Source organism: Sphingobacterium sp. WM (genome assembly GCF_029542465.1).
In the GTDB taxonomy this organism is placed as follows: Bacteria; Bacteroidota; Bacteroidia; order Sphingobacteriales; family Sphingobacteriaceae; genus Sphingobacterium; species Sphingobacterium cellulitidis.
Map to the genome: position 1 here is coordinate 2805888 of NZ_CP120709.1, position 13855 is coordinate 2819742.

10 protein-coding genes are annotated in these 13855 nt (G+C 35.5%); all 10 read right to left on the reverse strand.

The window, feature by feature from the left end; translation table 11 throughout:
* Positions 1–22 precede the first annotated feature (22 nt).
* Positions 23–1501 (reverse strand): retropepsin-like aspartic protease, encoded by a 1479-nt coding sequence (locus PZ892_RS11995; RefSeq protein WP_277711362.1) that lies wholly within the window; start codon positions 1499–1501, stop codon positions 23–25.
* Between the two features lie 182 nt (positions 1502–1683).
* Entirely contained in the window at positions 1684–3261 is a 1578-nt protein-coding gene (locus tag PZ892_RS12000; protein WP_277711363.1) for a PKD-like family lipoprotein, read from the reverse strand.
* Positions 3262–3268: 7 nt separating this feature from the next.
* The gene (locus PZ892_RS12005) at positions 3269–4054 is read right to left on the reverse strand and encodes a DUF4843 domain-containing protein (protein WP_277711364.1); all 786 of its coding nucleotides are present in this window, start codon (positions 4052–4054) and stop codon (positions 3269–3271) included.
* 11 nt (positions 4055–4065) lie between these two features.
* Positions 4066–5481 (reverse strand): RagB/SusD family nutrient uptake outer membrane protein, encoded by a 1416-nt coding sequence (locus PZ892_RS12010; protein WP_277711365.1) that lies wholly within the window; start codon positions 5479–5481, stop codon positions 4066–4068.
* A 3-nt stretch (positions 5482–5484) separates the two neighbouring features.
* Positions 5485–8955, reverse strand: coding sequence for a SusC/RagA family TonB-linked outer membrane protein (locus PZ892_RS12015; RefSeq protein ID WP_277711366.1), 3471 nt, complete (start codon positions 8953–8955; stop codon positions 5485–5487).
* A gap of 156 nt (positions 8956–9111) precedes the next feature.
* Positions 9112–10248 (reverse strand): FecR family protein, encoded by a 1137-nt coding sequence (locus PZ892_RS12020; protein WP_277711367.1) that lies wholly within the window; start codon positions 10246–10248, stop codon positions 9112–9114.
* A gap of 124 nt (positions 10249–10372) precedes the next feature.
* On the reverse strand, positions 10373–10939 hold the full coding sequence (locus PZ892_RS12025) for a sigma-70 family RNA polymerase sigma factor (protein ID WP_277711368.1): 567 nt from the start codon (positions 10937–10939) through the stop codon (positions 10373–10375).
* Positions 10940–11339: 400 nt separating this feature from the next.
* Positions 11340–11660 carry a hypothetical protein gene (locus PZ892_RS12030; protein WP_277711369.1) on the reverse strand — a complete coding sequence of 107 codons (321 nt, stop codon included), beginning with the start codon at positions 11658–11660 and terminating at the stop codon, positions 11340–11342.
* 139 nt (positions 11661–11799) lie between these two features.
* Positions 11800–12186 carry a GNAT family N-acetyltransferase gene (locus tag PZ892_RS12035; protein WP_277711370.1) on the reverse strand — a complete coding sequence of 129 codons (387 nt, stop codon included), beginning with the start codon at positions 12184–12186 and terminating at the stop codon, positions 11800–11802.
* Positions 12187–12659: 473 nt separating this feature from the next.
* Entirely contained in the window at positions 12660–13853 is a 1194-nt protein-coding gene (locus PZ892_RS12040; protein WP_094255925.1) for an NADH-quinone oxidoreductase subunit D, read from the reverse strand.
* Between the last annotated feature and the right edge of the window lie 2 nt (positions 13854–13855).

The following is a 13855-nucleotide window of genomic DNA, read 5'->3' on the forward strand; positions in this document are numbered from 1 at the left end:
ATTATTGCTTATAGGTGAATTGTTAAATATTTATGGTTGATCCATCCTGAAATAGAATGGTAATAGTTTCATTTTTCGCCTTATCTAGAAGACTTTGTAAGAATTCTTTTTTCTGGATCAATTGTTCTGTAGGGATTCCCATAATCTCTTTGATAGGATGTCCTATTTTTTCATGGACTTCTGGTCTTGCCGGATCGGTCAAGACTTGGAGTTCAGCTTTTTGATTCCAGCCCAAAACGGTTGATCGAATCAGGAAATCGAAAGGTAGATCGTGAAGTTTATTGGAGCTGAAATGTATTTCACTTTCAGCGATATTGATCCATAAATTATACCTGGAGATATATCTATTTCCGATAGAACCCGATTCAGGTGGACTCCAATTTTGATTACTAGACGAACCAGCCATCAAGGAGACAGGCATGTTTTCTGAAGGAGTTAGTCCATTCAAATGAAACGCGGCCGCTTTTCCGTAAAAGGTTGGTGTATTGATTCCAAAACTTAAGGTATTGGTTTGGCCATCAGGCTTAAAGCCGTTAACTAATAAGCGATTTTTCAAAACAAAGGGCCGGAAACATATTAAGCTATAGGAAGCTCCGGTATCAAAAATAAATCGTCCGTCAGCCTTTTTTCCTGCTACCAATTCTAAGGTCGCAGGGATTTCAATTAAACTGGACGGTAAAGAAATTGGTACTATCCTTCCATTTTTCGGGTACTCTATGGCACCAAAATCATAGAGATTAATCTTATTCTCGTCGTAATTTATTTCCGTAATAAACCTTTTTAACAAGCTGTTCCCGATAATGCCATCAGTGTTTTCTTCATTATGTAAAGGAAAAATAGCTATGTTCATATCATTCATTTCCAAATCAGCTATACGAACTTTATTTTGATCAGAAACTTGAATTTCTTGGTTCCCACCTACTACTGAAGCATTGTTGGTTCGAGTAATGTTTAAGCTCAAGGTTTTTGCTAAAGATTCATTTATTGCCATTCCATCCGCACCAGTATCAAATAACAACTTGAGTGGATTTGGATAATTATTGATATATACCTTCAGGATAATCGCACCGGCATGGTTTTCAAAAGGTATGCTTGCTCTCAACTTTGCCTTTGGCAATCGAGTCATACCATATAAGCGATCGAAAAGATCAATGTGCTTTATTTTCCCTTTCGGATTCAGATGTAAAATGCTGCTATCAGATTTACCATCATTCTTATGGAAGATAAGGTTTAATTGTTTGGATTCTGCTTTTGAAGTCGTTGGTACTTCCAGTATGGATTTTACTGAATATTTAGTCAGGATTTGTTCCAAACGGAATTTCGCTGACTCATTGGTATTTCCAGCAATGGAAAAATTCTCTGCTAGAATTTTCTCCAGACCGGCTTTATTTTTTGATAGGAATGCTTGCTCTAGTAATGTTCGAACATCCTGTCCAAAACTAGGAGTTGTCAAACCAAAGAAAATCAGAAGAGAGAAAAGTATTTTTTGATACTTAGACATAAGCGTATTGAAAGACTACTGTTTTGTATTTATGGTTTTTTCTAAGGTTGGCGGAACAATCCCCATTCGGGAATTGCTCCTTCCAACTAGACTTGGTTACATGTTAAATAAAATGACTAACTGTTAATTAAATCTTTATTTGACGTGGTCATCCAAATTATTATGCAATATTTGAGTTTTACCTATGGATTTAGATCTGTATACTGTATATCTTTTACTATCCCGAATCCACTCATTGGTTTGATAGTTTCTTTTAGGTCACCCATTAATCCTTGTACATGTAAGAATTCTACTTTACCCGAACTGATTGGATCTTTTTCATCATAAGTCCCTAAAATGACACTATATAACAATGGCTCCATCCTTCCCGGATTGGTGAATGCTTGCTGAGAGCTGGTATGCAGAAAAACATAGCGCTCGGACTTTAACATAGAAACTTTTCGACCATTTAGGGTTTTAGCAACTTTTAGTCTTTTTGCATCGATATCATATTGGTACAATTTATCATTGGCCGTATAGAATAAATATCCAAACTTATTATCCAATGCAAAATTGGTTGCTCCAGCAATATCTGTTAATGAAGAGGTGACATCTAAAATAGAAGTTGGCATAATGGTTCCATCACTGGTAAATGTGAAACGAACTAAAAAGCGTTTGCTATCCTTTTTCATAATAGCAACAGCTTGTCCATTTGAAGCCATACTATGTCCGAGATAGATTAAATCCATTCCAGTATTTGCTGGATTGAAATCAGGGATCGTGGCTGATACTGGAAATGCTCTAGAAGAAAAAGCGTTTAAACGCATGAAAGCCTTTCCTTCCGTATCAAAGATCATTGTATTCATTTGATAATTCGCCATTGGCATTGCTACGAATGGGGAAACAGGATATGAAGAACCATCCGCGCGGCTGTTCAAAGGGACATTGTACAGCTTACCAAACAAAAACCCATAAACATAAATATTATTATCCTTTATGGCCATGCTTAAGAAATCATCTGCCGCAATAATCTGATCAGCATATTCTGGAGTACCACCGGATGTTAGACTCCTAAATGTAAAGTCTACTGGATTATATGTAAAATTGTCTGTTTGATTCACCATATAACTGCGATCACCTGAATTAATAAATAAAGTTGATTTTTGAGCTGATTGAAAGTCTTTACGCATCACATAGACTTCCATATTTTTAGGTTCTCCATCAATATTAAATGGACCGCCATCAATAATACTATTCCAATACTGATTTACATCTCGATAAATCTTTCCGAAGCTATTCCAATGGTTAGGATCATCTTGAAAATAATCTAAATGAGCTTTTTTGTTTTTATCGGATAAAATAAAGAAGCCAATCTTTCCAATTTTGCCATTAATCTTAAGGTAAAAGGAATTTGTCCAGATTCTGCCTGTCGAGGGCTGAGTAATTCTTAAATAACAAGGATAATTCCCTACTTGCATTTTAGGTACCATTATTAATTTTGAACCTTCTCCTAAGAATATTTTAGCATTGGTTTGATTTGCCACGTTTTTGTTAAACGCATACCATTCGTATACTAACTCCTGGGTATTAAATCCAGGATTGTCAGAAATTATTTTTGGTGTAATATTGATTTCTGATCCTAATTCAATTTCTAGTGTATCAGGGAAATTTGTTACCCCCAATGTATCTAAGGTGCTATAAGAATAATTCCCAAGATCTTTATTGCAACTACTCGCAAAAATCAATGCGAAGGAAATTGCAAAGAATATAATTTTTTTCATGTTGTTCTTAATTTGCAAAAGGTCCCATAAAAATTTCGACACCATTTTCGTCGTATTGCGTTCTACCTTCATTTTTCTCTTTATTCAACCAATATTTTAAATAGCTTGACCAGTTTAAAATGGAGGTAACAGGCAGGGTATATTTGGTATCATAAATAAGTCTTGGCTCAATTTTCAAGACTTCCAACATTAGCTCGACCTTTCGTCTGGAATAGGTTCCCAAATAAAACTCGACTAACTGTTTTCCAAAAAATGTGGTCCAAATATGTGGGACTGGGAACTTGTCGTCCAAATAGAATTGATAGGAAAGTAGATCTTGCTTGGTTAAGTTCTTTTTAATAGCCAAATCAGTTTTGAAATGGTCATTTGGTTTTAAATCCAATTTTAAGAACACTCGATTAATTTTAATATCCTCAGTACGATGTAAAATGATGGAGATCGTATCAGTAACACGACCTGCACGTATTTTTGGTTCCGAAACAAAATCATAGTGCACACCTTTCTTCATAGAAGAGGTATCTGCTGGAACCACCAAAACCGGTCGGTCAGTCTGCGATGGTTGCCCAGTAGTTCGAATTGGGATCAATATTAAAGAATCTGTAACTGTGGAAGGTGTTAAACCCAGAGAAATCTCCTTCATGAAGCTTTCATATCTATAGTTGTTATATTTTTCTAGAAAGTAAATATTCTCTCCACCTTCATTATCCAAATAGGTTGTAAGCGTATCTTCCTTACAGCCTTGAATCGCCAGAAAGGAAAATAAAATCCAAATGTAATTATGTAATTTTTTCATAAGATTAAATATTATCTGCCTTCAGTTTCTGCCAATGGAATAGGGATGATATAATCCTCAGCCGTCATGAAAAAGCTTAAATTGGAAGTGTTTACTGAAAAAATATTAGCCTTCTGCTTTCTTTTATAATAGAACCATACTTGACCTTCACCGTAGAATTCTTTCATGTATTCTTTAGTTAATTCATTTTCCAAAGCCCCATAATTGGTGATATCGCCATTAATATTCCTATGCTGTCTTACGGTGTTCAAGTAATTCAGGGCTTCGGTTTGGTCGGTGGTAGATTCTGCAGCGATGTAATACATCTCAGAAATTCGAATCAAGGGCACCATAAATCGGCTTAAAATTTCTACATCTGGAATATCGTCAAACTTCACGAAGGTCCTATAACCCATACCAGTAGAAGCAAAAGGCCATGAAAAATTATATCGATAATCTGATTCATTATTTTCATAAATATTGCTGACCAAATTTCCTGAACCGGTAGCTAATATTTGTTCTTCAGACAAATTTGAGCCAAAGTAATCTCTCTGGATATCATATAATTTATCATTAAAGACGCTGAAAATTACCTCAGTAAAGAACTTACGATCTGGGTTAGAACCATTTCCGGCTATTTTTTGATGTGTTACCCAAGGAAATTTAGCCTGTGCAGCAATAACCTGTTTGGCTGCTGCCAAAGCAGCTTCTTTATTTCCAGCCCATTGCTGTACCCTTGCTTCTAAGGCTACCACAGCATAATAATTAAAGTAATTATTCTTAAATGGCACGTCTGCGGTCAATATAGGATCGTTCTTTAATAGCTCTTTAGCTTTTTTGATATCTGCTAAAATATTTGCAATCACCATCTCAGAGCTTAAGAAAGGCTGAATATCTGTACTCAATTTATTTACATATGGGATAGCAGACATACCTTTGGTTTCATCAGTATAAGCTGGACCATATAAACGCAATAAATCAAAATGAATAAAGGCGCGAAGACCTGTTGCCTGTCCAATATATTGCGCTTTATCTTGATCAGTCAACCCATTATTTACAGTCGGCAAAACATTGATCATATCATTGATGTTCGCAATGATGGCATACATGTTCGTCCAGATTCCGGAAAAAGAATTTTTGACATCTTTTTGCTCATAATTATGCTCTTTTAGATCATAATAATAACCTGAAGTTGTTCCAATTCTAAATCGGTGAGACATCACCTCAAGGTCTGTCAGGGTCAACTTATTACCATATAATTGGTTTTCTCCCATTTTCAGGTACAGGCCATTAACCACTTCTTCCACACTTGAAGCTGAGTTATAGACTTGTTCCTTTGTAAATCTATCCTCTGGTTGGACATCCAGCCATTTTTGGCAAGAACTCATGGTCATCAGACCAAGCAAGCCAAGGAATAGATATGTATAGCTTTTTGATTTAATTTTCATGACTTAGAAATTGGCGTTGATGGTTAATGAATACATTTTGGCATATGGATAGTCAATTCCGCGTTCGCGACGAACTGTAGACCATCTGAATACCTCATTGGTAATTCCGGATATTCTTAAATTAGATAAGCCCGCCTTTTGGATCCATTTTGAATCTCGGAAATCATAGGATAAGGAAATCGATTCTAATGAGAAGGAATTTTCCTGTTGAATAAACCGGGAGGAAGGGCTTGTATTATCTGTAATGCTAATTCCACGGAATTTCGATACATCGCCGACATTTACCCAACGATCATATAAGGCTCTTTTATCTTGATTATAATTAACCACATCGGTTAAACTGATATTTTCAACCTTATTGAATAGCGCATAATTTAGCACGTCTTGATCGTAGATATAACGCATATAAGCACCAAACATGAAACCTTTATAAGTAATATTGGTGCTCAATACGCCCTGAATCAAAGGGTTTCCATTTCCTAATGCAATAATATCTTGCTCATCATAGTCGAAAGTGTTAGTACCATCTTTCTTAAGGAACATTTCACGACCTGTTGCCGGGTCGATGCCCAAAGATTGAACTGCCCATAAATCATTTGGACTATGGCCATCTTTATAACGCAATAAGGATTTTGAATTTTGTAGGGATTGATTTAAACCTGTCAACAGGTTGTTGAAATGGTTAAAAGTTTGAGTACTTCTAGCACCAGTTAATCCAACATTCCAGAATATTCGGTCTGCTGGCTTATGTATGATGTTATATTTGGTCATCAATTCCACGCCTTTTACGGTTAAATCCCCAGCATTGAAAGGGTAAGCAATTAAACCCGTGGATGCAGGCAGATTTACAGCAACAGCAAGGTCATTGGTAATTTTATTATAGATATTGAAAGTCAGGTTAAATCTATTATTTAGCAATGTCGCATCAATACCAGCACTAAATTGGTTGGTTTTTTGCCAACGAAGATTTTCATTGGCAAATGTCGCCAAGGTTACCCCTTGTCCATAATAATTATAAGCCGATAAATAGTTATAAGTAGAGATAGAAGTTGTTGAACTAAAGTTCTGATTTCCTGTAACACCATAATTTGCTCGCAGGCGCAATTGATTAAACATTGGATTATCCTTTAAAAAAGATTCATTATGGAGATTCCAACTTAATCCCGTAGCAAAGAATGGGGAGTAACTATTCTGGCGACCAAAGGCCGTTGATCCATCGTAATTGAATGATATATCTGTATTATAACGGTTGTCGTAGCTATAATTCAAGGTTGCAAGAATGGAATTCCTTCTGCTGATTACATGATTTGCAGAAGGTGAGCTGTTTCGCTGATATCCATACGCAAATGCCGGATTACCATTGCTACTGCGCGGAAAACCGACAGCAACAAAACCTAAACTACTGTTATTGTTCTCGGCAAACTCAATCCTGGCATTACCGTTTATGGTATGTTTATTAATTGATTTCCCGTAGGATAGCATCGCATTTCCTGTATAAGCTAATTGATTTTGCTCCCTCGAAGTATAAGAACCCATTTGCAATAATGGAGTGTTCTCAAACATGGTATTTAAAGGAGAAATGAAAGTATTCGCTTTAATAATATTCTTAGAAATTTGGAAGGAACCTGTAATGCGCCAATCGCGAGTCAGATCATAAATCAATTGGAAGTTATTGGTCACAGCAAAACCTTTACTATTGTCGAAGCTATTCAGTTGGGTATTGTAAATGGGGTTATATACCTTGTACTTCATACCGTATTGTTGATCGATATACTCCTCAATAATTGGATTTTGAGAATCCAAATTGGCATAATAAGGGTTCATATTTACCCAGGTAGCAAAGGAACCATAATTTGATTCATCGGACGTATTTCCGTTTATTGCCAAGTTATTAATGGCACTCAGTTTTCCCTGGCGGTAGATTAAATTTGAACGAGCCCCCCATTCCTTACGGCCAGAACCTTTCATTACCGCATTATTCTTCTTGTAATTACCCCCGATATTGTAAACAAAATTTTCATTACCACCTTCAACATATAAGGAATGTCTATGGGCAAAACCTGTTTGTATAGGGGTTTTTAACCAATAAGTATCGACACCTCTCAAAACATTTTCAAGTTTTCTATTGTACAGAGGGTCGTAATAGGTATGCTGATATTCTTGTAGATAGGGTTGTGCGGTATAAATTCCAGTTAATCGCTCAAATTCTAACTTCTCTGCCGCATTCATCATATTATATGAACCTAGATCAGCAATCTCAACATTCATATCTGTGGTATAGTTCAAACGCAGTTCACCTGGTTTTGGACGAATAGTCTCTACCACCACTACCCCATTGGAAGCCCTAGAACCATAGATCGCAGTAGAACTGGCATCCTTTAATATGGTAATGGATTCAATACGGTTCATGTCTAAATCCAAAATTGTCCTCAGATTACTTTGAAAACCATCTAAAATAAATAGAGGTTGATTTGGATCATCTGTAAACTCATCTCGTAGATTTTCACTGGTAATACTGGTCTGACCACGAAGTTCTATGTTTGGTAAAATATTAGGATTCGCACCGCTTAGGTTGTTTTCCATAACTAAAAACGAAGGATCCAAAGACTTAAGCGCTTGAATTACGTTGGTATTGGCAACTTGCTTCAACTCTTCACGCTTGAAGGTGGAAGAAGCTCCAGAAAAGGCATCTTTCTTGAATTCCATCATCCCTGTAATGACCACTTCATCCACCTCATTACTAACTAACTTCATCCGAATAGTCAATCCTTCAGCTGTCAGAACAGCCTTCAACTCATGGTTTGCATACCCGATATAGGACACCACTACGATTTCATTAATAGCTGTAATGGGAAGAATAAAACGACCATTCTTATCAGTTACCACTGCTCTATTCGGCATGTATTTTATTCGAATAGTTGCTCCAGAGATTGGATTTCCTTTTTCATCCAACACTACTCCGTGAACCTGTTGTTGTTCTGAAAAGTTAGGTTTGGCTAAAATTTGTTCCGAAGAGCTTGCTAAAGAAGTGGTACTTTCTTTCTTTATTACAATCGTTTTCTCGAAAAATTCGAAGGTTAGATCACGAGGACTCAGAAGCTTATTCAATGCCACATTTAAGGGAATGGAATTGAAGTTCACATCAATTTCCTTGACTGGATCAACATCTGTTTTCTTATAAAAAAAACTGTATCCACTTTGTTTTTCCAGATCCTTGAGAATCGAAGAAAGCTTTGCATTTTCTCGCTTCAAAGTAATTTGTTGTGCTATTGATCGTGCATTGACTTGAGTCATAGCCAATACAATGATTAAAGCAATGAGATGTATTTTCATCAAAAGACTCGTTATTGGTCCAAAATGATTTGGTTCTTTTACCTTATTGTCTATAAAACGATTCTTATCGAAGCCTACTTTAACATAGGCACATTCGTATAAATTCTCGCGTATAGAGAATGGAAATAAATTAAATTTCATTAATTTAGAATTGGGTTGTGATTATTAATATGGATTTACATTGGTAAAACAGCCTTACAATAACGGATTCTGCGCCAAAAGGGTCCGTTTTTTATAGCCATAATTTTTCGCCTCTTAGGGTGAGTAATTTCTTCTTTTCATCTGCTGATTTTTAGGTTAATAAATTTGTAATTTGATACGTTGGTTATTCGTAATGGAGGCGGTAGATTTTAAATCCGCATAATTGAGTAATTCGACCAATTTGTTCAAGGTCAAGTTTCTTGGTATTTTTCCAACATATTGATTGGGCGAGTTTGCAGCCTTTTTGTAATTGATGTCGATGTCATACCAACGGGCTATTTCTCGTAGAACCTCATCAGTGTTGCTTCCATCAAAACAAAACTGTCCCCTTGTCCAACCTAATATGTTGTCAATATTTACATTGCCCACTTGTAATTCTGTGGAACCATCTGTTCGGGCTTGCTGATTCGGTTTGAGCAGGGCACTTTTCCCTTTAGGGATTGTTACTTTTACAGAGCCTTCCTCCAAGCTGGTAAGGGTGTTTTCTTCAGTTTTATATGCTTTGACATTGAATTTTGTTCCCAATACTTCAACATTCTGATCATCTGTTTTAACAATAAAACGACTGTTGTCATCTAAATGCTTAACCTCAAAATATCCCTCTCCCTCTAACTCCACAACCCTATCTCCTGTGCTAAAATTACTTGGAAAGGTAAGTTTAGAATCCGAATTCAAAACTACTCGGCTTCCATCCGTTAGAGTCAAACTAAAGGTGGATCCAATAGGAACTTGAATACTATTCTTAGGAATGACTGGCAAATTCGATGAAGCTAAATGATAGCTTACCTTTCCATCTTTATCCTTCTTGATAATCATACCATCAACCTGGATTTCCTCATTGGCAGCCAACTGATCCAAATTAATCTCTCTCCCATTCTCCAAAATCATAATAGCATGATCTTTTGCCGGTTTGATTTGACTTAACATTTCCATGGTAGCTTTCTTCTCAGATCCAGACAGAAAATATTGATAACCAAAAATTCCTACTACAAGCAATGCCGCAGCAATTGGTAACCAAATAAGAGGTATTCGAGATTTATTTCGTTCGAAACTATTGATCGAAGTAATAAGTCTTGCTCTTGTTTTTATCCGAACATCATCTTCCATTGAAGAATCAGAATGATTGCTTTCTTGTTGTTCATACCATTCCAATAGCTCTTTCCGCTCCGCTTTCGTTTCCTTTGCAGCAAGACACTTCGTAAGTATTTGTAATAATTTAGTTTTATCTATCATAATAGACGGTTTATTGAGCTATCTTAAACATAAGTGTAGTTTCATATCGCTAGCTTCTACTATAAATTGAAAAAAAAATGAATTTCACCACAAATACCTGAAAAACAGTGAAATAAAATTAGCGTTAAAATAAGATGGTATAGTTCTTTGTCAAGACTTTAAGACGAGAAATGGCCTTATTGATATGTTTTTCAACGGTTGATTCTGCAATATTCATTCGTTCAGCAATTTCCTTATTGCTCAGATATTCATAGCGACTTAATTTAAATACGGCTTGACATTTTTCAGGAAGTCGCTCAATTTCTTCTTCAACCAAATCAATAATATAACGATAGTGGAGCCTATCTTCTAATGGTACGGATTCATCCAATACATCCAACTGATCTAGATTGTATGCTGGAACTTCTTTTAGGATTTTCTTCCGATAATTGGCCATGATGAGATATCTGCAGGAACTATACAGATATGCTGGCAAGCTCTTTATTTCAGCCAACCGATCCTTATTTTTCCAAACCGATAAGAACAAATCATGTAGTATGTCTTGTGCTAGATCTGCATCAGAGACTTTTGAAAGAATATAATGTGAAAGATCTTTCGAAAACATATCGTATAACATTACAAAAGCTCGCTCATTGCCCTGTTCGATAGCAATCAAGAGCTGAGAATATGCCAAGCTATGATCTTCATTCATTTTGATAACAATTTCTTTTTTAGGTTATGGCATCATATTCTATAATTATTCAACAAAAGAATTAATTATAAAAATTATGTAATGTCTAATTAGCTAATAAGTTGTCTTTCGATTCCACAGAAACGGTTTTTTTCAAATGTACGATTATATAATTTAAATAATTTTGTTTTGCTTTTAGTTATTAAGAAATTTTTGCGACTAATATTAATTTCAATTCTCATCTAGCCCCAAAGATTATTTAGCGGCAACTTAATTAGCCTACAAATTTGGGATATTAATCGAAATTGCCATTTAGATGGATACTCGAGGTTTATATATCCAATAGCAGATTATTATAGGAAAGTAGACAGATAAATCACCAATCTGAAGGGAAAGGATTGGTCAATACTCGATTTTGATATTATTTACGCTTGAAGTCAATTATATCCCCATACCCACCATGCTTGATGATTTGAATTCTATTTTCTAACTCAAAACTTACGCTATAAATAACATCTGTAAATCCATCATTCAAGGTAAGTAGGTTATTTTTAAAGCTGTATTTTCCGTGTTCCAGGCAGTCATTTCCTTGTTCCCGGGATGAACATACCGAAAATTCAAATTCACCATTGGAATTCAGGTTTAGATAAAGCCATTCATCCCCGTTAACTCCAATCCAGTTTCCAATAATATTTTCATCATTCTCTTTACTACAAGAAATGAAAAGCATTGAAACTAACATTAACAACAAGAATTTTTTCAAAACAAACAATCTATAAATCAAATTTATAAATAAATTCTTCAATCTCTTCTTGCCGGGAATTTGCAAATCCGTGGTCAGTTCCAATTTTTACAAAACCACAATTTTCCAATACTTTTTGTCAACCTAAATTATCAAATGCTACCCTTCCATATATTGGTCTCACTGCTATCATCTTCAACATCTCTTTCAAAGCCTTTGTTGCAATTCCCTTACCCCAATATTTTCGATCAATCCAATAAGTAACTTCCGTTTTATCATCCATGATAAATTTGGCAACACTTCCAACAATGGTATTTTCAAACCAGATTGTCTGATTATTTATGGTCGGATTCTCTAAAAAACTTGTGTATTTGTTGATATAGGCAGCTTTATTATCATGGTCTTTAGCTGTAAAGGCCGCTAGGTATCCGCCTTCTTCATCAAGCTGAATCTGAAACAAAGTTTCCAAATCAGAAACCTCCGTTTTCTTGAGTACTATTTCCGGGTTTTTAATTGATTTAGTCATAATATGGGTATTTAACAGCTAATAAAATTATTTCTAATAATATATAGATCCATAATCACCTAATATAGTTCAATATTGAATTCTATCAATTAAGATTATGCTCCTAAAAAAAATGGGGATGTTTCACAACAGCCCCTATGATTGTATATATGTCTTCAAAAATTTAAAGAAACTCGCTTATTTCATTGTTGTAAATATACTAATATTTTTAGTTATTAATAATTTTATTATATATTTTACTAAAATTATTAATAAAAACTTATTGAGAGATTTGAATCAAGGATTGAGAAGTATTAAAAATAGGGACAACAAGTTTTGCAGGTTCTTGCTATTTTTTATAAAAAAGAAAGGGAAGCAATCTGGCAATTGCTCCCCTAACTATTAACCAATTATAAACTTAAATTATGAGATAGCAAATATAACTATTTAATGGATTATTCCTAATTATTTTTGCGTTTTTATGCACGTTTATTTTAGCGGTCGACCTCACCAAGCACAATATCAATCGATCCGAGGATTGCAATCAAATCCGCGATCAAAACTCCTTTTCCCAATTCAGGTAAAACTGAGAGATTGTTGAAACTCGGCCCTCTCGCCTTTACTCGCTTAGGAATATCCGTTTTCTCTTGAGTCACAAAATAAAACCCTAGCTCCCCTTTTGGATTTTCAGCGCGTACATAGTATTCTTGAGCTTTTAAATTCACTTTCTTAGGAACTAATCCACGCGGATCAAAATCAGGGGTTCGTTTAAAATCATGCATCAACCTTGGCAAACATTGCTCAATAATCCTTACAGACTCTTTAACCTCGTCTACCCGCACCTTATAACGATCCCAACAATCACCAACTGCTCCCATCTCACCTTTTCCAACAGGGATATCGAATTCCAATTCCGGATAAACAGAATATCCATCCACCCTTCTTAAATCCCATTTTATTCCAGAACCTCTCAACATTGGCCCTGAACAACCATAATTTATCGCCACATCTGCAGGCAAAACACCAATATTTGCAGTACGCTGAATAAAGATTTGATTATTGGACAAAAGATCATCCAATTCAACCAATTTGGGCTTAAAATATTGGATAAACTCTTGACAACGTTCCTCAAAATTGACTGGAATATCATAAAACAACCCACCTACCCATATATAATTATAGAGCATCCTGGAACCTGATGCCCATTCTAACATATTCATAATATGTTCTCGGTCTCTAAAACACCACATAAAAGGCGTAAAAGCACCGATATCAATGCCATAAGTTCCAATCGCAATTAGATGGGATGCTATTCTATTTAACTCAGTAACTAAGACCCGAATATATTCTATCCTTTTTGGAAGCTTATCCTGAATCCCGAGCATACGCTCCACCCCCATAACAAAGGCATGCGCATTGTTCATGGAAGCCAAATAATCCAAGCGATCAGTAAAAGGAATTGTTTTTCCATAATTCATGGATTCCGCATGTTTATCAAAACAACGATGCAAATAACCCATATGAGGAATAATTTCCTTTACAATTTCACCATCAGTAATCAGTTCCAACCGCAATACCCCATGCGTTGAAGGATGCTGTGGCCCTAAATTAATAACCATCTCCTGGGAGGAAACGGTATTAATCTTTTCCTGATAATTTTTATGAGCTTGTAAATAACGTTCGTTCATTG

Coding starts and splice junctions, on each gene's coding strand:
- PZ892_RS12000 (WP_277711363.1), bottom strand. CDS start 3,261: ATGAAAAAAATTATATTCTTTGCAATTTCCTTCGCATTGATTTTTGCG.
- PZ892_RS12035 (WP_277711370.1), bottom strand. CDS start 12,186: ATGACTAAATCAATTAAAAACCCGGAAATAGTACTCAAGAAAACGGAG.
- PZ892_RS12040 (WP_094255925.1), bottom strand. CDS start 13,853: ATGAACGAACGTTATTTACAAGCTCATAAAAATTATCAGGAAAAGATT.
- PZ892_RS12010 (WP_277711365.1), bottom strand. CDS start 5,481: ATGAAAATTAAATCAAAAAGCTATACATATCTATTCCTTGGCTTGCTT.
- PZ892_RS12030 (WP_277711369.1), bottom strand. CDS start 11,660: ATGTTAGTTTCAATGCTTTTCATTTCTTGTAGTAAAGAGAATGATGAA.
- PZ892_RS12015 (WP_277711366.1), bottom strand. CDS start 8,955: ATGAAATTTAATTTATTTCCATTCTCTATACGCGAGAATTTATACGAA.
- PZ892_RS12025 (WP_277711368.1), bottom strand. CDS start 10,939: ATGAATGAAGATCATAGCTTGGCATATTCTCAGCTCTTGATTGCTATC.
- PZ892_RS11995 (WP_277711362.1), bottom strand. CDS start 1,501: ATGTCTAAGTATCAAAAAATACTTTTCTCTCTTCTGATTTTCTTTGGT.
- PZ892_RS12020 (WP_277711367.1), bottom strand. CDS start 10,248: ATGATAGATAAAACTAAATTATTACAAATACTTACGAAGTGTCTTGCT.
- PZ892_RS12005 (WP_277711364.1), bottom strand. CDS start 4,054: ATGAAAAAATTACATAATTACATTTGGATTTTATTTTCCTTTCTGGCG.